The sequence below is a fragment of the Enterobacter sp. FW301-JW81 genome (assembly GCF_058788735.1).
Genome location: NZ_JBYTBA010000005.1, coordinates 31,063 through 54,207, shown reverse-complemented (window position 1 = coordinate 54,207; position 23,145 = coordinate 31,063). Strand labels below are relative to the sequence as shown.

Sequence of the window (23,145 nt, the reverse complement as noted above, 5' to 3'; positions counted from 1 at the left end):
AGTTCAGGAGAACATAATGAACAGGATACTGGTTGGTATCATTTTTTCTCTTTTTATCACGACAGGATATATTGCATACCTTGTTTACGATCGTCAGCAAGAGTTGCAAAAACTGACTCAATACACTGAGTCCTGGTCCGTGGCACAACTGGTATCAGAGTACTACCGATTTGAATCATGGCTTGGTCTATACGCAACCGATACCGACGACGTTACGATAGACCAGGTCCGCATGCGCCTCGAAATTATGTTAAGCCAAAGTGACTTAATGAAAGGGGGAGATTTAGGTCGCTATATTGACAGCGATAAACTGCACCAGGCGCTCGCTTCACGCTTAGAGCAAATACTGGCCTATCTGGATGCTAATCTTGAAAAAATGAGCCATTCAGAGTTACAGGCATACCTGACAAATATGCACGAACTCGATGCGCCGCTAAGCCAACTTTCTGCAACGGCATTAACAAAAGATATTAATACCGTTAATGAATCCAATAATAAAATACAGATTCTTTATTATATTTATTCGGCACTTTCGTTACTTCTGGTAATACTAAGTTTCATCCTTGGTTTCTTAATGATCTACCAGAATAAAAATATTCTCAAAGCGCACATGCAGGTTAAAAGTCTTGCTGACGAGCTTCAGATATCAAAAGAAACGCTGCAAATCCAGAATGCGAAGCTGGAATATGATGTTTACCATGATTCCCTCACCGGCATGAAAAACCGCCTTTTCTTCTGGGACGACCTCAACAAAATTAATCTTCAGGCCGATAAAAACCACATCCCCGTCACGGTGATGTTATTTGATCTGGACCGCTTCAAAGAGGTCAACGATACCTATGGCCATGATGCCGGTGATTTGCTGTTGAATCAGGTTTCCCGGCGACTGACCTCGATGAGCAGTGCTTCCGATACGTTTTACCGTTTGGGGGGAGACGAGTTTGCCCTTCTGTCCAGCGGCTTGACCGAAAGCGCGGCAGTTACGCGCGCAAAAGAAATCAGCGATCAAATCAGCCAGCCCTATACGATTAATAACCAGCTGATAAAAATTGCCACCTGCGTGGGTATCGTTTTGTCTGATAATGAACGACGCTCTGATTATCTTTATAAATTTGCCGATCTGGCCCTCTACGAAGCCAAAAAAGAAGGCTCACAGCAGATAAAAGTCTTCCGTCAGTGGATGCTGCAAAAGCTGCAGGAAAGCCGAACTCTTGAACATGATATGGCATTGGCGCTGGATAACCATGAGTTCGTTGTTTATTACCAGCCGATTGTCGATTCATTCAGTAGTGAAATTTACGGCTACGAAGCGCTTATTCGCTGGATGCACCCGGTGAAGGGAATGCTGTCGCCGGATTACTTTATTTCTGTTGCTGAAAAAACAGGGATGATCAATGAGATTGGTAAAACGGTGCTTGAGCTCGCCTGCCGGGAAGCGGTTTCCTGGGCGGTTCCGGCAAGGATCTCTGTGAACGTCTCACCTATTCAGTTGGGTAACAAATTGTTTACGACGATGGTGCAGTCCATCCTGAAAGAGACAGGGCTGCCTGCTAGCCGACTTGAGTTAGAGGTGACGGAGTCTTCGCTCTTCAGCGACAGCAACACGCCGCTTACTATTCTCAAAAAGCTACGAGCGCTGGGTGTGAAAATTTCCATCGATGATTTCGGTACCGGATATTCGTCGCTCTCAAGATTGAGCGAGCTTAATTTTGATAAAATTAAGATAGACAAATCCTTCGTGAACCCGATATCCACGCAAGATGATGCGCTTAATATCGTTAAATTGATTACCGGTATGGCCAAGAGCCTCAATATGAGAGTCATTGCAGAAGGCGTTGAAACCGAAGCGCAGCTTGAACGTCTACAGGTGCTTGGCTGCGATCTCGTACAGGGTTACCTTTTCGGAAAACCGCAGCCTGAGGTTGAAAGGAAGATCAGATACGGTTGAAAAGGTTTTGCGGTTGTTTCAGGCCCAACACCTTTCAGATGATTGCGAATCAAGGTTAAACATGAAAAAAACCATCCCAGAATATACGCCTGTTGACTTATCTCGTTGGCCAAGGAAGGAGCATTTTGAGGTATTTCAGTCATTTGCTGAATGTACCATTAACCAAACTGTTCTGATCGACATTACCGCGCTGCGAAAACATATCAAAGAGGTTGGCTGGAAGTTTTATCCAACGATTATTTTCCTCCTCTCTAAAATCATGAACCGACATTCCGAGTTCCGTATGGTCATGAAGGACAATGAGCTTGTCGTATGGAATGAAATTCATCCCAGCTATACGATTTTCCACCCTGAAACGGAGACGTTTTCGTCATTGTGGAGCCATTATGATGGCAATATCCATCACTTCCAGAACACATATGCAGAAGACGTTGCCCACTATGGAAATACCCTTTCTTACTGGCCGAAGGAAGAGTCCCGGGAAAATGTCTTTTTCGTATCGTCTATTCCCTGGGTAACGTTTACGAACTTTACTATGAACATTGCTCACATGAAGAACTTCTTTTCCCCGATGTTCACGTTTGGCAAATACTACGAACAGGATGGAAAAGTTCTGTTGCCTATGGCGGTGCAGGTTCATCACTCCGTGTGCGATGGTTTCCACGTGGCAAGGATGTTTAATGAGCTGCAGGAGATGTGTGATGGTTTGCCGGAGGTGTCGGGGGAACGTAATGGCTGATGCGCCAGATTCCTCTATTTAAAAAGGCAAATGTTGTTTATTTAAAAGCTTTTAAAAGATGGTGCGATAATAGGAACAAAAGGCAATACCTAAATAATTGTTTTTATTGTTTTTTGCTATAAAAAAGCGAAGAGGTACCCCCAAAGATACCCCCATGTGTTCACTTCTAAAGATTTTTTGAATGTTTTTTATGCAGTGAACTTTATATTACTAGCAAAAAACGTTAGCAATTTCGTCTAACATCTTTGTTAATAGCCTTTTCAGGCCACCATGTTGGATTGATACCTAAGGCTAGTTCGCTTTGGCAATGTTGTTGAAGATCTTGCCAGAACATTACTATTGCTGAACTGAACTCGTCAAAATCGGATTCTGTTATTTGTAGATTCTCATGGCTAGTTAAAGCTTCTCCAAATAATTGCTGGTAATACTTTGGATACCGTTGCAACAGGGTCTCATGACCCACCCCATCTCCATGTTTATATACATTTACAACAAGGCGGCAGGCATCTAGTAGATGAAAATATGGTTTATTTTTCACATCGAAACCTATCCACTCCATCAATTCTATAATTCGCTCAAAACTAGTACGCCAGACAATATCTTTTATAGCTTTTAACTTATTCCAATGACGAAATTCTCGAAGAATTAAATCACGTAACTGTTTATCGAACCTGTGGTACATTCCAGCATTCATAGCTAGAGTGACAGTATTTTTCATATCCATCAATGAATGCATATGTGCTATACCTATTTGTGTCGCATTTTCGCAAGCCTCTGCTGGATCATCTCTTTCAGGGTCAAAGTTTTTAGCCGTACGTTCGAGATATCTTTCCTCTTCCAGGTCACATTCAGCACTAAGATCTGAAAATTGTGATAAAAGTCTAGATTTAGCTTGCCCTACGTAAAAATTATGCGGATTAAGGACAACTCGAAGATCGAAGCAATCAAATGAAAAAATATTCATACCATCCTCAAAATTTTGTAAGTATAAATTATATCATTGTAATAAAATCATTATCTCGAAACTTAAAGGATTTAATTAATCATTACAAAAACATCTCGTCAGGATAGCGCTTATAATCGTACAAACTAACTAGTCTTTTATAGTCTGAAGGTAGAATTTCAAGTGCTACCCCCTCTCGCAGATAATCGGCCACATTATCTAAATTAATATTATTCACGTAAATATTGTAGAAAAGAATGCGCACAGTTTTATAAGTTTTAAATCCTAAAGCAAGTATTTCATCAACTGTATCGCAATCAATTTTCTCTGAAGGATCAATTGAGTCAAAATAAGTATTTAAGTTCCTTTCTTGGTTCTCTTTTAGATCTTCAATACCTTGAATTTCGTTACAAATGGTAGAAAAACCACGAGCGGTAAAGTACTGATTACGCGAAACTTTTATTTTATTCAACAACAATATTAGAGCATCATTTCTTGAATCCATTATATCAAAGTAATTCATAACCATTTCTGAAGCTGATTGGTAATGATATGTAATTTTCTGAACTGAACCAACTGCCATAACTAATTCATCATTAGATAAACTATCCAAATCACCTACAATTTTTACTTTTACAGAACCTCCTTCTTTAATTTTTCTCATTACACTTTCAACTTTCCTAATATCCATAGATGAAACAGGAAGTTTAAGCCCTACCAACTCTTCAAAAACACCACTGAAGTTATCAGTTTTTATTTTATTAATTTTTATATTGCCGATATTTTCAATAACTACGTCATGTTCTAAAACTTCTAGAGAGTCACTACCTTCTTCACGTTCTATCAAAAGGAAATTCTTTCTGACTTTATCTGCCAAATCAGAATCCTTTGAAATGTACGAGAAAATAGTTTTTAATATATCTCTAATATTTTCATCGCTAATACTATAACCGATGAAAATAATTGGGTTGTGAATGAATAATGAAATTAATTGAGCCCTAATTAAATGATTGCTAACGCGAAATCTTTCATAATCCGATTCAGAGATTACAATTGACTCTGGATGAGATACACAGCCATGTATTTTATAAACAGACCCGTAAGGGTTGCTTAATAAAATATCGTTACCAATAATAGGTTTAAAACCAATTAGAGTCTCAATGAATCTATCATAATTTGTTGTGATAATGGACCCTATATTTCTACTAGCCTTAGCAAATAACTCCATTTCTGTTGCATAACTTTCATTATTGTTTGTTTCATGGAGATCAACAAGCTCAGATATAAATATTTTTATTCGACTAGCCGAGTAGTTTCCAGAAGCAGCATATTCATAGTATCGGTCATTTATGGATTTAAATTTCCCGTTCCTATCTGACTCTAATAATCTGTTAAATTCAATTTCTATTTCACTTGCCACCTTTGGAAGATCAACCTCTCCCAATGAATTTGCATTCCTACCAGCCGAATCAAAATAGAAGTCATAGCTGCCTTTCATTTCATAAACAATTTTTTTTAACAGTTCAGGCCATGAGTACGTACCAGTTAAATATCGGCGACTGAAACCTGCACCAACAAACACAACTGGATGATTTACGTATGATCCCATGAACTCACTAAGTTTCATCTATCGTTCTCCTAAGAACAATTTCTGTAATTGATTTAACACAAAGCAACATTTTCAAGTGCATACAATTCTACTAACTAGCCTTCTACATCAGCTAATCACATTTTGATGCTTAAGACGCAACTTTTTACGATAAAAGTTGTGCATTAGGTCTTAAACTTTTATCCGCTTTAATCTCAGTTACACTGCATAAATCAGTTCATCTGGCTTATCGATTAGTAGTAAAAGAGCCAATCTTGCTCTAACTTCAGTAATGATAACTGTTTGAAGCAACTGTAACTTAGAGCGCGTTCTGCCAAAAATCCCCGCTGGCGCTGCCGGTGGGTGACAACTTTTGACAACTCAATCTGAACGCCAGCGTCCGGGCAAACCAGAACACCGATCTCAAAGAGGCTCGAGGATGATTGCAAAGGGGGAGTGCTTAACACCTCCCCTTCACGAGTTCGTGTACCTGAAGTTTTCTGAAGCGGTAGCAGTTGACACTTCCCCCTAGTTTTCCCTAGTAAGGCATAACAAACCATAACAGGCTGACACCTGCCCTGCTTCGCATCAGGATTAACAAAAGTTAACAGCCAAGGCTCAACAAATCTCAACGCCAGCCCTTTACACTTCTGCTGTAGCTGCTGTTCGTAGGCGTCAGGATCCGTTAGGTTGGGTTGACACTTTTCCCAGTTTCTCGTGAAAAAGTGTCAAGTTTGAGGGGCTGGGGGGTTTACAGTTTTTCGCCGTCCAGCAGGCAGAGTGACATTAAACCAGTTTTGTTCCAGTCATCCAGCGTATCGGGGTGCATTGTGGCAACGTAAGCCAGCTCAGAACGAAGAAACCGTAAAGCGCCTGCTACACGGTCTTTGCCATAGAAGCTGTGGGTTTCTTCATCCGGCCGGAAGAGAATCAGCAATTGTTCATCGGGCTCGTGCTGAACATCAAAACCCAGCTCAGCGGCTGCTGCCTCTATACGCTGGCCAGCATCAATATCAGCCGGCAACTCTTTCCCGCCGTCATGCTTCCATACCCATGCGGCGGCCAGCTCCCACGTCATTTCAGTCTGGCGTTCGCCAGCACCAGCAGAATTTTGTTTAGCCTGCGATGCGTCAACATCCACTTTATCGCCTGAAATTACAATATCACCGCGGGCTATCCAGCCGTAAACAGTTTGCCGGCTAACGCCCATATGCCTGGCGTAGGCTGATTTACTTAACAGCATCGTGTGTTTCCCTCTGGGCAGAAAAATGCCGCCCTCAGGCGGCCTGCTTCTCTTCTGAATGTGTCTGCCGCTGGCTGCCTTTGAGCATCGCGCTGACATGTTCGCTTAACTGGTCAAGGCCGGTCATGCGTGGCTGTACGTCTGATGGATCGTCGTTCTTCCCGTAGACGAGATTGTTATACCAGGTTCGTACGGCTGTAATTTGTGCGACGTCTTTTCTCACCGCATCGACCAGATCGGCAACAGCGCTAATCACCTGCCCGTTCTCTGATGCAATACGGGAGAAGCCGAGACGTTTTAGCTGTTCCGTATCGAGTCCCGAACACACTGCGTGCGCCCTCAGTAAGGCGTCCGCCAGCTCCTGATGCTTTCCACTGTGCATCGACAGCAACATTTTTTCCTGGCTGCGGCGATCCAGTCGGGCGAATGCCTGACGCATTTCACTGTCACGCATGAATCCCTGAACATCATCAGATGCCAGTGGACTAACCGGAGCGAGCTTGTTCTTCAGGTAATCGAGAATGTTTGCGGCCTGCTCGCTTACCGCTGCCACCCCGCGGGTAAAGTCTTTGAGCGTGTCCGGGTTCCGGGCTTCACCTGCCCTGCGGTTTTTTGCCTGTTCGTTCAGATCCGGATCGTTGCGGATAACGTCCAGCAAATCCGCCTCAGCTTCGGCCTGCTGCGCCGTTGTCCTCAGGCTGGTGAGTTCGCCCGCCATACCACGGAATAAAGCGGCCATCTGAGTATTTGGCGCAACAACCTTACCGGCATAACCTGCCAGCTCGATGCTGTGTTTCCCTATTTTGATTGAGTAGCTCACTGGCCAGCCTCCATTTTTGATAGCCCTGCATCAAATACCTTGCGCGCAACAGCATGGATTGACGGCGCGATCCCCATGCCCGACTTCTGGCGCTCCCTCTCCTGAATGGTTTTCAGAGCCTGAATCTGTTCCCCGTTCAGCAGAACGGGCTTAACGTTAACCTTGCTCATGATGTCCCCTGTAATAGCGACCGTTAAAGTTCCATAAATCGCAACAATCAAATAATCAATTGCGATTTATGAAACGATGTTAATGAAATTGCAGGGGTGCACAACGTGAAAAGGGTGGATGCGTTTTAAAGAATTTGCCCTCAAGGTATACATGGTGTTCATAAAGAGAATAAATCACTTATAAAACATGGCATTAACCTATGAACACCAGCCTACATTTTGGGATTTCAGGTCTACACGGTATACATCATTCTGTTTAATAAACCATCAGATGATTAATGAGAGAATGAACACCATGTACACCCTGTGTATACCTGAAAACAAGGTATACATGGCTTATTTCACTGATTTATATATAAATTATTCTCTCGATGTATACCATGTATACCTTTCTCCATATTTATCTGAACTTCATTCTTTATGACCGGCTACAGGATGCGTCTGAGGTAACCAGTCTTCCGCACTTTCCGAAAGTTCGACGTTAGTCACCATGCCACGGGCTCTCCGTTCCTTACGGTACTCGTGATTAAACTCCCTCATCGCGCTTTCCATCCCCTCTGCGAATTTATTCAGCGTCAGCGGTTTGTCGAAACCGTTGGCCTCAAGGAATGCCAGATAAGCGTGATAGAGATAAATTCGCGGATAGTGAGGCGGATTGCGGTTTCCTACCATCATTCCCGCACAATCAGCCAGCCGCTCAAGGTGAGCGCAGAAGGCATATAGCGGATCTGTTTTCTGCTTCACCTCCAGTGCTTCTTCGCTGTTCCGTTGCTCCAGTAGCAGCGCCCGCGCTTTTTCCGGGTTCGCAAAGTTCGCCAGCAGCCGGCGAACAACCACCGGAATTTCAGCGGATATCTTTTCTGCCAGGTCGGGATCCTTATCCTCTTCGCTGACGCGCCGGTTAAACTGGAAAATTACGCGGCGCCGGGAAACGCCGCCGGCGCGTTCGGTGAAAATCATCGGCGTGTTGTTCGTGGCCACAACCACCGCCCGCAGAACGGCGGTGTACTGATGCTCGTGTTTCGGGTCGATCTCCACGGCATCCCCGCCGGTTATCGCTTTTATCCCGGTACCCTCTCCTGAATATTTGGGCTGATCAGGAAGCGTTATCATGCTTTTCCCGACGAACTGCGCCCGCCCGCGCGCGCTGTCGAGCGCCGCCATGTTCCCGCTGGCGGTGTTATGCGCGCCGGCCAGCATCGTGGCGATATGTGTAAAGACGCTTTTCCCGCTGCCGCCCTCACCGGTTATCTCGAGGAACAGCTGCCAGTCGTACCGGTTCGCCAGCACCATAAAGAGCGCTGCAGCGATGCGCTGCATCTTAATTGCGTCTCTATCTGATGCGTAACTTAGCCATTTATGGAAGTTCGGCGCGTGGTCGCGGAGGTTTTCGCCCGGCACCGCCGGCGTGTAGGTCACGCCGTTATGGTTGGTCAGCCAGTTATCCTGGCTGTGTTCGGAGAAAACGCCGGTTTCCATATCGTAGACGCCATTAGCAAAGGGGATCAGGCTGCGCCGCGGCTCCCCCATTACCGGGATAACAATTTTCAGGGCGTCGATAACGTTGTTAATCGCGCGCTTGCTGAAGTTGGTTTTGTTCTCGTTGTAGATAGCCACCATTTCGCGGCTCAGCTCGAGCAGAGACGTTTTCTCCCAGATGCCGGTACGGTAGACGTATACGCCTTCGCTGTTTTCATTGATCGCAATGCCGGTGTAACGCGCGGCCAGTATGAGCGCCTTTTCGTTATCAGCCAGGTCGCGAAGGTTTACATCCGTCAGCGGTTTGCCGATCACCATGCTTTTGCCAGCTTCTGCATCGGCTTTCAGGCGCGGCAGCTGTGGCGTCCAGTCCTCCAGAAGCTGATAACCTTCAGAGTAGAATTGCGCGCGCTCCACGCCGGCCACCGCCAGCTTTGTAGCGAGAATGGTTATCTGCCGTTCGGTCAGATGCCCGCCACGACAAACGCGGGCATAGAGCCGGCCATCATCCACAATCCGGATATTCTCCAGCTCCGCCAGCTGCTTTTTATCCAGCACGACCGGCGGCACGGTGTCGCCAATCGGGTTCATTTCCTGCCATGCTTTAGCGAACGTCCAGGCATCGGCGCCGGCAAAGATAATTGACTCCTCCATGAGATCCGCCGGCTGCTTTTTAAGGTTTGGTGCATTCTTCATTTTCTGTTCCCTCGCTCCCTGATGATTTCCCGCATAACCCGAATTCGTTCGATGCCCTGTACCCGCATAATCCGATCGATATCTTTCTCGCCGGTAACCGGCGCGGAAGAAACAAATTCAAACTCCCGCACCAGTCTTTCGGGCGTACAAAAACACGGTGAGCTGTACTCTTCACGGCAATATGTCACTCTGTCGAATCGGTAACTTTCGATAATTACGATGTTGCCCCGCCCGTCCTTCCATTTATCGCCCGGCCTGATTTCAGGGTGAGCGCGGCCACCAGCAGCTAAGCCGGAATTTTTAATCGTCATAATTTTTTACCTCACGCCGCTGGCGGGATTACCTGATAACCAATTTTCTTCAGAAAGCGCGCGGCACTCTCCACCGTAAAAATGATCTCGTCGTCCATAAGGGGGCGCATCGACTGAAGACCGTTTGACGTGTCCACCAGATAGCGGCCGCCGGCCGGGAAACTGAAAACGTTTTTGCCGTCGGCCCGGCGAACCAGATCGTAAACAGGAGTCATAATTTCTCCTCCCCGTCCCTTAATGACTGGCGGGCAAAACAATATCGCGCGCTATTTAATTGCTCAGATACGTGATCGAGAAAAGCACCGAGACGGCAAAATTGGATAACCATTTTCATACAGATACCTCCATGGCCAGACGGGATTGAATGGCGGAGGCCTTACTGCCTAACTGGAGGTAAGTTCGGGTGATTGCCGGGTTACTGTGCCCGAGCATTTCAGAGGCGACCAGCAAGCCCTGTTCGCCGCCGGCGGACATGAGATTAAAGGCGGCAATCTTGCGGCTGGAATAGGCACTCAGGCGCAGACGCGTGTTTACCACGCGGGTAAACCACAGCATTACGTTGTGCAGTTTCTTCCAGATCGTCTGGCGGCTCACGCTACCTTCCAGAGACTGGCAACGGTTACTTTCAATCTGGCTGCGGGAAAATACCAGGTCGTCACCGATAAGATTGCGCTCCATGCGTTCACGCAGCCGTTTGATGATGCCCGGCGGCAGCTGTTTGGTGTCGTGCTTCACTTCAGCCTTTGCCACCAGCTCAAACACGATCGCCTGTTCTTCTTCCGTCATGCCGGCGGCCAGCTCGTCGCAGCTCACGCTATCCCAGTGCATGTACCCAATGTGATCGCCAGCAAGCCGGGCAGCGTCCTTGCGCTGCTGGCGAACAATCTCGATCCCCTTCCGGGTCGCTCTGGCTTCTGCTGCTTTGGTCTGCTTCGCTACGATAATTGTTGCTATGCCGGTTTCCCAGTTGATGCAGGAGTAACGGAAGTTGCACACGTCGCTGGTACGCCAGCCGGTAACGGTCGCAATATCCCACCAGAGTAAAACCCAGTCCGGCTGGGTCTGCTGGATGCGTTCGCGCAGTTTGCGCTGCTCTTCCCGTTCGTAAACAGGGGTCATGGTGCGGGTGCCCTTCGTGGTAGTGGCTTTTACCACGTTGCCGCGCAGCTCGCGGGCTTTAGCTGTCAGGGTCTGGAGGTTAAACATGCTGCACCTCCTCAACGCGAAAACGACACGCCAGAATACAGACACATCCTGCGGGCGTTTTTTCGCGTGCTTCGCGCTCGGTGGAAGCAGTAACATTGACGATCTGATATGTGAATTCGCCCACGGTGAGAAAACGCCATGTAAATTCAGGGCGTGTTTGGGTAGACTTAGTGCAAGCCATAATGTTACCTCAACTAACGTTTTGGTTAGACGCCCCGGTACTGCTCCAACAGTCTGGGGCGTTGTCTTTTCAATGTACGCCGTGCTAACGTACGTACATAACAAAAACCATACTATGAGGTTATGTACGTACGTGTCAACTGCAAAACGAGATAAAACACCTAAGGGTGAGGGCTGGTCGCCTACTTTCCAGATTCGAATTAATCCAGAACTGCGCCAGCAATTGAATGAAGCAGCTGAGCGCGCGGGTATGAGCCTTGGTAATTGGATGAAGGAACTTGCCCGCGCTGAGCTCCGTAAACAAGGCATAGAGCCTAAAGGCTGATCCATCACCCTTTGAGCCGGGTAAAAATCCCGGCGTCTTTCCGCCTTTTTATTCATCGCCATTTTCCTTCAATAGCTCGGGCTGATACTTACGCCACAACTGAATCTCTTCCCGCTCAAGAGCTTCTTTTGCCCCCTTACACTGCTGCAACTTATACCCGCGTTTGCTGGCCTCCTGCTGATAAGCCGCCATGCGCCGGCTAAAGTCGTTCAGGAACGCGAACGGCACACCATAAGAGCCAGTTTTGCGGATAGAAGGGATAACCTCTCGAAATACCCAATTACTGAAACGATGGGCGAATGTGCCCGGCGTAATAGCTTTACGGCTGCGGGCGATCAGCTTGTAGAAACCAGATTCAGAGACAGCGCTATGATTTGGGTTCCCGCGAATACCGTAAGTTAAAGTTACGGTATTTCTCTCGTCATCATCCAGAGCCTGCAACGCCATGCGCGAATTGGATAATTCCAGCGCCGCGCAAACATCTTTTGCAACGAACCACGGTTCACCGTTGATCTTAACAATACGGACTTTCGCGGCCTCAAATTTAATGACCGAAATATCATCGCTGCTGTTTTCAGGTTGAGCGAAACCCTGCCCGGCTAGGGCATTTTTGTTAGTCATAATAAATTTCCCGGGCTAAGTTACAGTTGAGGTTTTGTGGAAATTAGAGCATCACGCTCTTCAATGCGCCGGCTTATCCATTCATCAACTTCACTTTCTACAAATGCGACAGCTCGTGCCCCAACTTTGACGGGGCGAGGGAAGCGGCCTTGAGATATCAGCCTGTAAATCCAAGCTTTTCCATTGCCGGTGCGGCGCATAACTTCAGGCATTTTAATAAGGCGTACTGACATCTATCCTCCTGTTTACGTGTGGCGTCATCGATAGACGCCAATAGATTACAGGAGGAATTATGTCGTTAGTGTGGGGTAAGGATAAGGCACAGTAAACCTACTGTACCCGTAGAGTGAATTTACTCTACCCCTTGTTATTTGCTGCAGCTCTCAGATGTCTTAGTATCACATCTTCATTTGTGATTGGTAATGGAGGTATCTCATTTTGACGAGCCATAATGCAATCACGCCATTTTTCAGGACTTATTTCCTTGCGTTCGCCTCGACATTCCTCAGGATATTTCGATAATAAGCTTATCGCATATTTGTATAGTTTCTCACGATTAATTGCATGACGTTCAGCGCTTTGGTTGTTTTTGTTTACTTTTTTCACCAAATCGGCAGTTAGGAAAGTCTCATTATCACTACACTGAGGTAGATCGCTGTAGTCACCATTATGATTTAGTAATTTTCTCACCTGTTCTGATGTTATCCACAAGTCATTTGCAGTTATTTCGACATCTGGATAATTTTCTTCACATTCATCGCTATCATCCTCATCATCAATATCGTTACTATCGGAGTGTATCGGCAAAGGAATTAAACATAAACCTGGTGTATTTTCATCTGTACGATAAAGGCCTAAAGACCCCCACAAAAGAGAAGAACGTCCATAGTTCATTATCGAATTTATTACCGGCAACTGAGGAACCCAGAGACCATAGGCTCTTCCGCTATGACTTTGGGATTGATTGCCTGATGGATTGCCCTTTGCATCTAAACTTTGATAAAACCTTGGATGAAAGATACATTGTTCATTCTCTTCATCGTAAGAAAGTCGATCAATGGAAAACGATGTGTATTTCGATAAATAAAATGCAGCAGCTAATACACTGCCATCATTTTTTAAAGATAAATACCATTCATCCAACTCATCGGGTTTACCATCGACCAAAAGTACTGAATTTAAACCATCTAACCTAACGCAAAGGATTATTTTCTCGGATAATGCAAGGCTAAGTAGATCCTCATTACTCATCCCTAAGAAATCAGCAGCTCTATTTAATCGACAAAATGAAAAGGGTATAGAAATATTTTCAGACATTACACCACCTCATCCCTCTGATTATTCGGATATGTCAGCCCGCATAGGTGTGCGGGTTTTCGGTGACCAGCCTAGACTATGCCTAATTATTGTTCGTCTACAGAAGTCTACTACTGTCAATTAGCACTGTCTATACATACAGTTAAGCGCTTTTCCCAAACGTTCCGTGCACTACATTTTCGCCGTTTTCCAACGCCTCCATATAGTCGGCATACCACTGGAGCATTTCGCGGCGGCCATCCAGATACTGGGCGTGGTTGTACGTTCCTCGTATAGAGTTTTTGTCGACGTGTGCCAGCTGCGTTTCAATCCACGCGGTGTTGTAGCCCTGTTCGTGCAGGATGGTACTCATGGTGTGCCGGAAACCGTGCCCGGTGACTTTTCCGTTATAGCCAATCCGCTTAAAGACTTGGTTTATGCTGGCTTCACTCATTGTTTTTCGCGGATCGTTACGGCCTGGGAACACAAGCGGGTAATTGCCTGTTAGCTCTTGGATCTGACCAATAAGCGTAAGAGCTTGCCTAGACAATGGCACCACATGAGGGCGACGCATTTTCATGCGTGAGGCGGGTATTTCCCAGACCGCCTTACTGATATTGATTTCATCCCAAAATGCCCCACGGAGTTCGCCGGGACGCAATCCGGTGATAATCAGTAAACGAGCAGCCAAAACTACTAACTCGCTTCCTGAATATCCTGACAACGCATTGAAGAAATCAGGCAATTCTTTAGGTGTGAGGAAAGGAAAATGATTGGACTCGTGCCCTTGCATCGCGCTGGTGAGATCCGGGGCGGGGTTATACTCAGCTCGACCGGTGACTATTGCGTAACGGAAAACTTCCCCACAGCGCTGCCTAACTTTTCTTGCCTTTTCGGTAGCGCCGCGCCCTTCAATGCGCCGTAGCACATTCAACAGTTCAAGCGGTTTGATTTCGGCTATTGGTTTTTTGCCAATGTATGGGAACACATCTTTATTGAAGGCTTCGAGGATGTCTGAAGCATAACCAGCAGACCATTTTTTTAGTTTGCTGCTGTGCCATTCAAGGGCAATATCTTTGAAGGTGTTGTTTAACTGAATTTCACGGGCAATCTTCTCCTCCCTTTTCGCTTCCATAGGATCGATACCCCCAGCGATACCCCTTTTCGCTTCTTCACGTTTTGCCCGAGCATCGGCCAATGTGACTTCAGGATACACACCAAGCGCTAACAGCTTCTCTTTGCCGGCTACACGATACTTGAGCCGCCAGTATTTGCCGCCATTAGGTTTAATCAGGAGATACAAACCACCACCATCAGCCAGCTTGTAAGGCTTATCTTTAGGTTTGGCGGCATCCACCTGCCGGGCGTTTAGTTTCACTTGGGGGTACCTCCTCTAGACCGAACAGCATATACCCCCATAAGTACCCCCAAACGACCGTAGATTTCAGGGAACTTTAGTAGACGTAGAAATACTAAAAGGGGCTGTAAAGCGCAGAGTATAAGGGGTTTCAGTGAACTTTAGTAGACTTGGGGAGACGTTAAAATGGTGCCGATAATAGGAGTCGAACCTACGACCTTCGCATTACGAATGCGCTGCTCTACCAACTGAGCTATATCGGCCCTGAGAGGCCGGTTACGAGCGTAACCACGGGGCAAAAGGTTAGATCTATCCGGGTGATGCGTCAATGCCCTTTTGAATCAAACGGCTATTTTTGCATCACCCGTGATTATTTACGCACGAATCGTATCGTCGCCGAAGCCGATCCACTTGTAAGTGGTGAGTGCTTCGAGGCCCATCGGACCACGCGCGTGCAGTTTCTGCGTGCTGACCGCCACCTCAGCGCCGAGGCCGAACTGGCCGCCGTCGGTGAAGCGCGTTGAGGCATTGACGTATACCGCGGAAGAATCCACCTCGTTCACGAAGCGATCGGCGTTGCGCAGCGTGCGCGTCAGGATAGCGTCGGAGTGCTGCGTTCCATGTTCACGAATGTGCGCAATGGCGTCGTCGAGATCGGTAACGATTTTCACGTTCAGGTCCAGCGACAGGAACTCGTCGTCGTACTGCTCCGCTTTTACGGGTACGACATTCGCCGGGCCATCCTGCAGCAGCGCGAGCGCGTTGGCGTCAGCATGCAGCGTCACGCCGCTCTCCGCCATCTGCTTGCTCAGGGTCGGCAGGAAGGTATTCGCAATACCCTGATGCACCAGCAGCGTTTCTACGGTGTTACAGGTGCTTGGGCGCTGTGTTTTCGCGTTCACGATAATCTTCAGCGCCGGTTCAATCTCAGCGCTGTCGTCCACCACGATATGACACACGCCGATACCGCCGGTGATCACCGGGATCGTCGACTGCTCGCGGCACAGCTTGTGCAGGCCCGCGCCGCCGCGTGGGATCAGCATGTCGATGTACTTGTCCATGCGCAGCATTTCGTTGACCAGCGCGCGGTCAGGGCTCTCGATCGCCTGCACGGCACCCGCGGGTAAGCCACACTCTTCCAGCGCCTGCTGAATGACTTTCACCGTCGCGGCGTTAGTGCGCCAAGTCTCTTTCCCACCGCGCAGGATAGCGGCGTTACCGGTTTTCAGGCACAGGGAGGCCACATCAACCGTTACGTTTGGACGAGCTTCATAAATGACGCCGATGACGCCGAGCGGCACGCGGCGGCGCTCAAGGCGTAAACCGCTGTCGAGCAGCCCGCCGTCGATCACCTGCCCCACCGGATCGGCCAGATTGCACACCTGGCGGACATCGTCGGCGATGCCTTTCAGGCGCGCCGGCGTCAGCGCCAGGCGGTCGAGCATCGCTTCGCTCAAACCGTTACGGCGGGCTTCCAGCAGATCCTGCTCGTTGGCGAGCAAAATTTCCTGGGACTGGGATTCCAGATAATCAGCGATTTTTTCCAGCACGCGGTTTTTCTCGCGGCTGGAAAGGAGCGCCAGTTTGTAAGAGGCGGCCTTCGCGGCGGCGCCCATTTGTTCCAGCATGTTCTGGCTCCTTAACGAATAATCATGTCATCTCGGTGCACGGCAACCGGGCCATATTCATAGCCCAGAATGGCGTCGATCTGCTGCGAGTGGTGACCCGCAATGCGGCGCAGCGCGTCGCTGTTATAGCGGCTTACGCCGTGGGCGATGTCGCGACCTTCGAGGTTACGGATACGGATCACTTCACCACGGGAGAAGTTGCCTGTCACGCTTTTAATTCCTTTAGGAAGTAATGAACTTCCTCGTTCCAGAATCGCAGCTGTTGCCCCTTCATCAACGACGAGTTCGCCTGCCGGAGGCGCGCCAAATATCCAGCGCTTACGGTTTTCCAGCGGGGATTCCTGGGCGTGGAAACGCGTGCCGACGGAAATACCTTCCATCACGTCGCCAATCACGCCAGGACGGCTGCCCGCCGCAATGATGGTGTCGATACCGGCGCGGCACGCCACGTCAGCGGCCTGCAGCTTGGTTCCCATGCCGCCCGTTCCCAGGCCAGACACGCTGTCGCCGGCGATGGCGCGCAGCGCATCGTCGATGCCGTGAACGTCGGTAATCAGCTCGGCTTCCGGATTAGAACGCGGATCGGCGGTGAACAGCCCCTGCTGATCGGTCAGAAGCAGTAATTTATCGGCACCGGCCAGAATCGCGGCCAGCGCAGAGAGGTTATCGTTATCACCTACTTTGATTTCAGCGGTGGCAACGGCATCGTTTTCGTTAATAACGGGAACGATATTGTTGTCCAGCAGCGCGCGCAGGGTATCGCGGGCGTTCAGGAAGCGCTCCCGGTCTTCCATATCCGCGCGCGTCAGCAGCATCTGCCCGACGTGGATGCCATAGATAGAGAACAGCTGTTCCCAGAGTTGAATGAGTCGGCTTTGCCCCACGGCGGCCAGCAGCTGTTTGGAGGCGATCGTCGCGGGGAGTTCGGGGTAACCCAAGTGTTCACGCCCGGCAGCAATCGCCCCGGAAGTCACTATCACAATACGATGCCCTGCGGCATGCAACTGAGCGCACTGACGAACAAGCTCAACAATGTGGGCGCGATTTAGGCGGCGCGATCCGCCTGTTAAAACACTGGTACCGAGTTTTACCACCAGCGTCTGGCTGTCACTCATGATTCTCTGCCGTTCAACGATAAGGGAAAGTAATGTCGAACGAACGTTTTAACAGGAGTCAGCCCGGTTGCCAACTGCCTTAGCACATCGCGAAACACTTTGTTGCGCGGGATCAGGAAGCGTAGCGGGAGAATTTGACACATTTATTACCGAAATAATAAATCACAGTTTTTTAAAATTATTCTTAGTTTGTCATAAAAGTTTCACTCCAGAACGATAAAACCCTTCCTGTTTTTTCACGGGACTTAAGCATGAGCTTATCGTCCAGCGAATTTTTTAGCGCGTTTATAAGACAGGATCGAAAATGAAAAAGAGCACTCTGGCATTAGTGGTTATGGGCGTAGTGGCTTCTGCATCCGTTCACGCAGCTGAAGTTTATAATAAAGACGGTAATAAACTGGACGTGTACGGCAAAGTTAAAGCCATGCACTACATCAGTGATGACGACACTAAAGACGGCGACCAGACTTACGTTCGTTTCGGTTTTAAAGGCGAAACACAGATTAACGATCAGCTGACGGGCTATGGCCGTTGGGAATCCGAATTTGCGGGCAACAAAGCCGAGAGCGACTCCTCTCAGAAAACCCGTCTGGCGTTCGCGGGCCTGAAGCTGAAAAACTTTGGTTCTCTGGATTACGGCCGTAACCTGGGTGCCCTGTATGACGTCGAAGCATGGACCGATATGTTCCCTGAGTTCGGCGGCGACTCTTCCGCGCAGACCGATAACTTCATGACCAAGCGTGCGACCGGCCTTGCCACCTACCGTAACACCGACTTCTTCGGCGCGGTTGACGGCCTGGACATGACCCTGCAATACCAGGGCAAAAACGAAAACCGTGACGCCAAGAAACAGAACGGTGACGGTTTTGGTACCTCTCTGTCCTATGACTTCGGCGGCAGCGATTTCGCAGTCAGCGGCGCTTACACCAACTCTGACCGCACCAATGCTCAGAACCTGCTGGCGCGTGGCCAGGGGCAGAAAGCAGAAGCCTGGGCAACCGGTCTGAAATATGACGCCAACGATATTTATCTGGCCGCCATGTATTCAGAAACCCGCAACATGACCCCAATTTCAGGTGGTTTTGCAAATAAAGCGCAGAACTTTGAAGTCGTTGCACAATATCAGTTCGACTTCGGTCTGCGTCCGTCCCTGGGTTATGTCCAGTCGAAAGGCAAAGATATCGAAGGTATCGGTGACGAAGATCTGGTGAAATATATTGACGTTGGCGCGACCTATTACTTCAACAAAAATATGTCCGCGTTTGTTGATTATAAAATCAACCAGATTGACGACAAAAATAAACTGGGCGTGAGCAGCGATGACATTGTTGCTCTGGGCATGACCTACCAGTTCTGATTATGCGAATAAGAAAATCCCGGCAGATAAGCCGGGATTTTTTTGCCCGGTGACGCTGCGCTTACCGGGCCTACGGGATAGTGCATTTTGTAGGCCGGGTAAGGCGAAGCCGCCACCCGGCGTCGTGACACCATCAGGCAGTCAGCTTCACCGCTTCGCTGGAAAAGTCATCCGCTGGCTCGAACTTGAGATCCAGGGTTGCCAGCAGCGCGCTTGCCTTCGCGTGGAACTCTTTCAGCGTATATTCCAGGCGATCGATCACTTCCTGGTCTTTAATGGTGGTGGCCTGCCAGTTGCCGTCTTTGTTAAACAGGCCAAACTGGTAGCTATACGTAAAACGTTTTTCCTCTGCTTCCATTTCCATCCACCAGCCCCAGAATTCACGTTTTTCGGGTGCAGGCTTCACGTTGACGCATACAGCCAGGCAGTCGAAAAAAAAGCGATTCTCTTCACACTGCTCTTCTCGAATATACGGGCCGAGAGCCATAAACTTCTTAATCAGTCTACTTTTCGGGTGTCCACTCGGTAACGTCATTGCGATCTCCTTTTGTGAAGCCACTGTTTTACCAAACCAGCAAAATTTAGCAAACTATTAACACAATCTCTGAGCGATCCAGCGCGTAATCTCTTTCAGTGCTTTGTCGAAATTCTGATAGACCGGGCTGAACGGCACCTCAAGCAATTTGCCATCCGCAGATGACGACGTGATTAAGCGCGATTCTTCTTCTGGGCTAAATGGATCGTTTTTCCAGAACCCCGACAGCATCGGCGTTGGGCAGCGACGTCCCAGTAAACCCTGCGTTTTTAACGAGTAGCGATTGAGCTCAACGCGCAGCGCTTCGTCTGATGCATCATGCATGCCAAGGCGGCTGGCCAGCACGTCAAGATACATTTCAGGTACGCTCCCCTGACGCGCGGGATCGCTGAGCAGGGCGTGAACGACCGGCCCAAGGCAGGCGACGGCTTTCAGGCGAGAAGCTTCAAGGTAGGCCAGACGCACCGCGACGTTCGCGCCAAAACGGAAGCCAAATGCCGCCACGCGGGTGTGGTCAACCCACGGAATGTTTTCCAGCGCTTTTAGCGCATGCTGGTGCAGCAGGCTCGAATCCTGAGTCAGTTTCCATTTGGATGAGAAGCCAATTGAAGGCATATCAAGCGTCAGCATCGCGATCCCTTTTGGTGCGAAGTAGCGCTCGTACAGGCTGTAATAGTCGATCTGCAACGAATCCAGCCCCCCGCACATCAGTACGGTCGGGAATGGGCCTTCCCCTTCAGGCATATGCAGGAACCCGGTAACGGGCGCGCCACCCGGAATGGTAAACTCAAGTTCGCGCATCTGGCCCGGCAAGCGTTGAGCCGCCTCTTCATAGGCGCGATTCGCCAGCGCCTGAGCCTGCTCGGCCAGTTCATCGCCTTTTAAATGCGGGTAGGCGGCAATCCCGTAGAGGTTAGCGGCATGCAGCCAGTGCTTGCCGCTGAGCGTGGCATCCTCTTCCTGGCTGGCTTTTTGCTGCCAGAGCATCGCCTGCTTCGACCATTCATAGATCCAGTTGCCGCCGCGATAGCCCACCACCGTATCGTAGAGTTCGCTGTCGGTACGTTCGGCTTCACTCATTACGATACGCGCCTGCACGTCGAGGATTTCACGCGGATCGATACCGCGCCAGACCCACATCAGGCGGTTAATCATGCGATACCAGTGAGGCACGTTTTTACCGTCTAACGCAGACTGGACGGCAGGCTGGGTACCCGGATTAAAGCGGCGCACCAGCGTCGACGTTTCAGGGTGTTTGAAACGGGGTTTGAAGAGAGTTTCGGTGAGATTCGCCTGCGTCATTGCGTTGCCTCCATGGATACGTCGTATAGAGACTATTGTAACGCGGTGCAGGCTAAAAAGAACAACGCCCGGCATAGCCGGGCGTGTAAAGTTACGTACTGCTATTAACGGCCTGAAATAGGCGGCACAAAGACCACGCCCATATCCCATGGCTGTTCAATCCAGGTATCCTGCGGGATATCAATCACGTAATCGTCAACCAGTGGGCGGCCCGCCGGTTTCGCGAAGATAGTCACGAAATGCGCTTTTGGATACATTTCGCGGATGGCAACCGCAGTACCGCCGGTATCTACCAGGTCATCAATAACGATGAAACCTTCACCGTCGCCTTCCGCGCGTTTCAGTACGGTCAGCTCGCGCTGGTTGTCATGGTCATAGCTGGAGATGCATACGGTATCGACATGACGAATGCCCAGCTCACGTGCCAGCAGCGCCCCCGGTACCAGACCGCCACGGCTGACGGCAATAATGCCTTTCCACTGTTCGGAAGGCATCAGACGCGCAGCCAGTTTGCGTGCGTGAATCTGCAACATGTCCCAGGTGACGACGTATTTTTCGCTCATGTGAAGTGTCCCAGCCTGTTTTTATACGGCTTAAAAAGTGTTCGAGGGGGAAATAGGTTGCGCGAGATTATAGAGATCTGACGCACTAAAAACCAGTGTTTAGCGCCCTCTGCCTGAGTTTTTACATGCTTTATGCTACCAGCCAGCAGAGAAAGTGGTATTCTCAGTTTCATCTCGCAAGCCTGACTTGTGGTAACTATTAACCTGCTAACCCTGTGACCTGCAACCCTGTTTGCAGCGCCTCGACAAGGAGACTTATCGTGTCTGAACTGTCTCAATTATCTCCGCAGCCGCTGTGGGATATTTTTGCCAAAATCTGCTCCATTCCACACCCTTCCTACCATGAAGAACAGCTTGCCGAACATATTATGGGTTGGGCGAAGGAAAAAGGTCTGCATGCTGAACGTGACCAGGTTGGCAACATTCTGATCCGCAAGCCCGCTACCGCAGGCATGGAAAACCGCAAACCGGTTGTGCTGCAGGCGCACCTGGACATGGTGCCACAGAAGAACAACGACACTGTTCACGACTTCACCAAAGACCCGATTCAACCGTACATCGACGGCGACTGGGTGAAAGCGCGCGGCACTACACTTGGCGCAGATAACGGGATCGGCATGGCCTCTGCGCTGGCCGTGCTGGCTGACGACAGCGTTGAGCACGGTCCGCTGGAAGTGCTGCTGACAATGACCGAAGAAGCGGGTATGGACGGTGCATTCGGTCTGCAGGCTAACTGGCTGCAGGCGGATATTCTGATCAACACCGACTCCGAAGAAGAAGGCGAAATCTACATGGGCTGCGCGGGCGGGATTGATTTCATCTCTACCCTGCCGCTGTCGCGCGAAGCGATCCCTGCCGGTTTCCAGACCTTCAAGCTGACGCTGAAAGGGCTGAAAGGCGGCCACTCCGGCGGTGATATTCACCTGGGCCTGGGGAATGCCAACAAACTGCTGGCGCGCTTCCTGGCAGGCCATGCGGCAGAGCTGGACCTGCGTCTGGTCGATTTCAACGGCGGTACGCTGCGCAACGCGATCCCGCGCGAAGCGTTCGCCACCGTGGCGGTGCCGGCGGCAAAAGCGGACGAGCTGAAAAAACTCTCCAGCGTGTACCTGGATATCCTGAAAAACGAACTGTCAGCAAAAGAGAAAAACCTGACCGTGGTACTGGAATCCGTCTCCACGGATAAAGCCGCGCTGACCGCAAAGTCTCGTGACACCTTCGTTCAGCTGCTGAACGCGACGCCAAACGGCGTGATCCGCAACTCTGACGTGGCGAAAGGCGTGGTGGAAACTTCACTGAACGTTGGCGTAGTAACCATGAGCGACGACAGCGCGGAAATCATTTGCCTGATCCGCTCGCTTATCGACAGCGGTAAAGAGTATGTGGTGAGCATGCTGGAATCTCTGGGCACGCTAGCGGGTGCAAAAACCTCCGCTAAAGGCAGCTACCCGGGCTGGCAGCCGGATGCAAGCTCTCCGGTGATGGCACTGGTGCGCGAAACTTACCAGCGTCTGTTCAACAGCACCCCGAACATCCAGGTGATCCACGCCGGTCTGGAATGTGGCCTGTTCAAGAAGCCGTATCCGGACATGGACATGGTTTCTATCGGGCCAACCATTACCGGACCACACTCGCCGGATGAGCAGATTCATATCGAAAGCGTGGGCCATTACTGGACCCTGCTGACTGAACTGCTGAAAGCGATTCCTGCTAAGTAATACCC

24 protein-coding genes and 1 tRNA gene are annotated in these 23,145 nt (G+C 49.4%); 5 read left to right on the top strand and 20 right to left on the bottom strand.

Going from position 1 to position 23,145, the window contains the following annotated elements:
• The first annotated feature begins 16 nt into the window (after positions 1–16).
• Both AC3WOK_RS15950 and catA read left to right on the top strand, forming a co-directional pair.
• The gene (locus AC3WOK_RS15950) at positions 17–1,948 is read left to right on the top strand and encodes a putative bifunctional diguanylate cyclase/phosphodiesterase (protein WP_447855149.1); all 1,932 of its coding nucleotides are present in this window, start codon (positions 17–19) and stop codon (positions 1,946–1,948) included.
• Positions 1,949–2,009: 61 nt separating this feature from the next.
• On the top strand, positions 2,010–2,687 hold the full coding sequence (catA, locus tag AC3WOK_RS15945; RefSeq protein WP_447855147.1) for a type A chloramphenicol O-acetyltransferase: 678 nt from the start codon (positions 2,010–2,012) through the stop codon (positions 2,685–2,687).
• A 223-nt stretch (positions 2,688–2,910) separates the two neighbouring features.
• Here catA and AC3WOK_RS15940 read toward each other — a convergent pair whose 3' ends face one another.
• The 10 genes from AC3WOK_RS15940 to AC3WOK_RS15895 all read right to left on the bottom strand — a co-directional run bounded on the left by AC3WOK_RS15940 (position 2,911) and on the right by AC3WOK_RS15895 (position 11,324).
• The gene (locus AC3WOK_RS15940; protein ID WP_282484009.1) at positions 2,911–3,651 is read right to left on the bottom strand and encodes a hypothetical protein; all 741 of its coding nucleotides are present in this window, start codon (positions 3,649–3,651) and stop codon (positions 2,911–2,913) included.
• An 82-nt stretch (positions 3,652–3,733) separates the two neighbouring features.
• Entirely contained in the window at positions 3,734–5,257 is a 1,524-nt protein-coding gene (locus tag AC3WOK_RS15935) for an SIR2 family protein (protein ID WP_492354801.1), read from the bottom strand.
• Positions 5,258–5,969: 712 nt separating this feature from the next.
• Positions 5,970–6,461, bottom strand: a complete 492-nt coding sequence (locus AC3WOK_RS15930; protein ID WP_492354800.1) for a DNA-binding protein — start codon at positions 6,459–6,461, stop codon at positions 5,970–5,972.
• Positions 6,462–6,495: 34 nt separating this feature from the next.
• Complete coding sequence (locus tag AC3WOK_RS15925; protein WP_126329142.1) at positions 6,496–7,281, bottom strand: hypothetical protein; 786 nt, start codon at positions 7,279–7,281, stop codon at positions 6,496–6,498.
• Positions 7,278–7,451: a hypothetical protein gene (locus AC3WOK_RS15920; RefSeq protein WP_014830800.1), complete on the bottom strand. Its 174-nt coding sequence runs from the start codon at positions 7,449–7,451 to the stop codon at positions 7,278–7,280. The genes AC3WOK_RS15925 and AC3WOK_RS15920 overlap by 4 nt, the downstream gene beginning before the upstream one ends.
• 411 nt (positions 7,452–7,862) lie before the next feature.
• A complete protein-coding gene (locus tag AC3WOK_RS15915; RefSeq protein ID WP_492354799.1) occupies positions 7,863–9,626 on the bottom strand; it encodes a DNA primase family protein in 1,764 nt (587 codons plus the stop codon).
• Positions 9,623–9,937 (bottom strand): DUF4222 domain-containing protein, encoded by a 315-nt coding sequence (locus AC3WOK_RS15910; RefSeq protein ID WP_492354798.1) that lies wholly within the window; start codon positions 9,935–9,937, stop codon positions 9,623–9,625. Before AC3WOK_RS15910 ends, AC3WOK_RS15915 begins: the two co-directional genes overlap by 4 nt.
• Positions 9,938–9,948: 11 nt before the next feature.
• A complete protein-coding gene (locus AC3WOK_RS15905; RefSeq protein WP_014830796.1) occupies positions 9,949–10,152 on the bottom strand; it encodes a hypothetical protein in 204 nt (67 codons plus the stop codon).
• 115 nt (positions 10,153–10,267) lie between these two features.
• Complete coding sequence (locus AC3WOK_RS15900; RefSeq protein WP_014830795.1) at positions 10,268–11,143, bottom strand: site-specific integrase; 876 nt, start codon at positions 11,141–11,143, stop codon at positions 10,268–10,270.
• The gene (locus AC3WOK_RS15895; protein ID WP_368767341.1) at positions 11,136–11,324 is read right to left on the bottom strand and encodes a host cell division inhibitor Icd-like protein; all 189 of its coding nucleotides are present in this window, start codon (positions 11,322–11,324) and stop codon (positions 11,136–11,138) included. Before AC3WOK_RS15895 ends, AC3WOK_RS15900 begins: the two co-directional genes overlap by 8 nt.
• A 132-nt stretch (positions 11,325–11,456) precedes the next feature.
• Here AC3WOK_RS15895 and AC3WOK_RS15890 point away from each other — a divergent pair, with 132 nt between their 5' ends.
• Positions 11,457–11,648 (top strand): toxin-antitoxin system HicB family antitoxin, encoded by a 192-nt coding sequence (locus AC3WOK_RS15890; protein WP_032677338.1) that lies wholly within the window; start codon positions 11,457–11,459, stop codon positions 11,646–11,648.
• Positions 11,649–11,696: 48 nt separating this feature from the next.
• On the opposite strand, the gene AC3WOK_RS15885 is transcribed toward AC3WOK_RS15890, so the two are convergent.
• The 7 genes from AC3WOK_RS15885 to proB form a co-directional block, all read right to left on the bottom strand.
• Positions 11,697–12,269: a BRO-N domain-containing protein gene (locus tag AC3WOK_RS15885; protein WP_023301290.1), complete on the bottom strand. Its 573-nt coding sequence runs from the start codon at positions 12,267–12,269 to the stop codon at positions 11,697–11,699.
• A 20-nt stretch (positions 12,270–12,289) separates the two neighbouring features.
• A complete protein-coding gene (locus AC3WOK_RS15880; RefSeq protein WP_087924311.1) occupies positions 12,290–12,502 on the bottom strand; it encodes a helix-turn-helix transcriptional regulator in 213 nt (70 codons plus the stop codon).
• 124 nt (positions 12,503–12,626) lie between these two features.
• Positions 12,627–13,586, bottom strand: a complete 960-nt coding sequence (locus AC3WOK_RS15875; protein WP_492354797.1) for a hypothetical protein — start codon at positions 13,584–13,586, stop codon at positions 12,627–12,629.
• Between the two features lie 142 nt (positions 13,587–13,728).
• Positions 13,729–14,943, bottom strand: a complete 1,215-nt coding sequence (locus AC3WOK_RS15870) for a tyrosine-type recombinase/integrase (RefSeq protein ID WP_020686322.1) — start codon at positions 14,941–14,943, stop codon at positions 13,729–13,731.
• A 166-nt stretch (positions 14,944–15,109) separates the two neighbouring features.
• Positions 15,110–15,185: transfer RNA gene (locus tag AC3WOK_RS15865), tRNA-Thr, on the bottom strand.
• A gap of 111 nt (positions 15,186–15,296) precedes the next feature.
• Positions 15,297–16,550: a glutamate-5-semialdehyde dehydrogenase gene (proA, locus tag AC3WOK_RS15860; RefSeq protein WP_447855146.1), complete on the bottom strand. Its 1,254-nt coding sequence runs from the start codon at positions 16,548–16,550 to the stop codon at positions 15,297–15,299.
• An 11-nt stretch (positions 16,551–16,561) separates the two neighbouring features.
• Complete coding sequence (proB, locus tag AC3WOK_RS15855) at positions 16,562–17,665, bottom strand: glutamate 5-kinase (protein ID WP_008501877.1); 1,104 nt, start codon at positions 17,663–17,665, stop codon at positions 16,562–16,564.
• Positions 17,666–17,969: 304 nt separating this feature from the next.
• On the opposite strand from proB, the gene phoE reads away from it, so the two are divergent.
• Positions 17,970–19,022, top strand: coding sequence for a phosphoporin PhoE (phoE, locus tag AC3WOK_RS15850; RefSeq protein WP_059310469.1), 1,053 nt, complete (start codon positions 17,970–17,972; stop codon positions 19,020–19,022).
• A 133-nt stretch (positions 19,023–19,155) separates the two neighbouring features.
• Here the strand turns inward: phoE and crl are convergent, their stop codons facing one another.
• The 3 genes from crl to gpt form a co-directional block, all read right to left on the bottom strand.
• The gene (crl, locus tag AC3WOK_RS15845) at positions 19,156–19,557 is read right to left on the bottom strand and encodes a sigma factor-binding protein Crl (RefSeq protein ID WP_045330370.1); all 402 of its coding nucleotides are present in this window, start codon (positions 19,555–19,557) and stop codon (positions 19,156–19,158) included.
• Positions 19,558–19,614: 57 nt separating this feature from the next.
• Complete coding sequence (frsA, locus tag AC3WOK_RS15840) at positions 19,615–20,859, bottom strand: esterase FrsA (protein ID WP_047347349.1); 1,245 nt, start codon at positions 20,857–20,859, stop codon at positions 19,615–19,617.
• A gap of 104 nt (positions 20,860–20,963) precedes the next feature.
• Complete coding sequence (gpt, locus tag AC3WOK_RS15835) at positions 20,964–21,422, bottom strand: xanthine phosphoribosyltransferase (RefSeq protein ID WP_010427903.1); 459 nt, start codon at positions 21,420–21,422, stop codon at positions 20,964–20,966.
• Positions 21,423–21,682: 260 nt separating this feature from the next.
• On the opposite strand from gpt, the gene pepD reads away from it, so the two are divergent.
• Positions 21,683–23,140 (top strand): cytosol nonspecific dipeptidase, encoded by a 1,458-nt coding sequence (gene pepD, locus AC3WOK_RS15830; protein WP_492354796.1) that lies wholly within the window; start codon positions 21,683–21,685, stop codon positions 23,138–23,140.
• Positions 23,141–23,145: the final 5 nt, after the last annotated feature.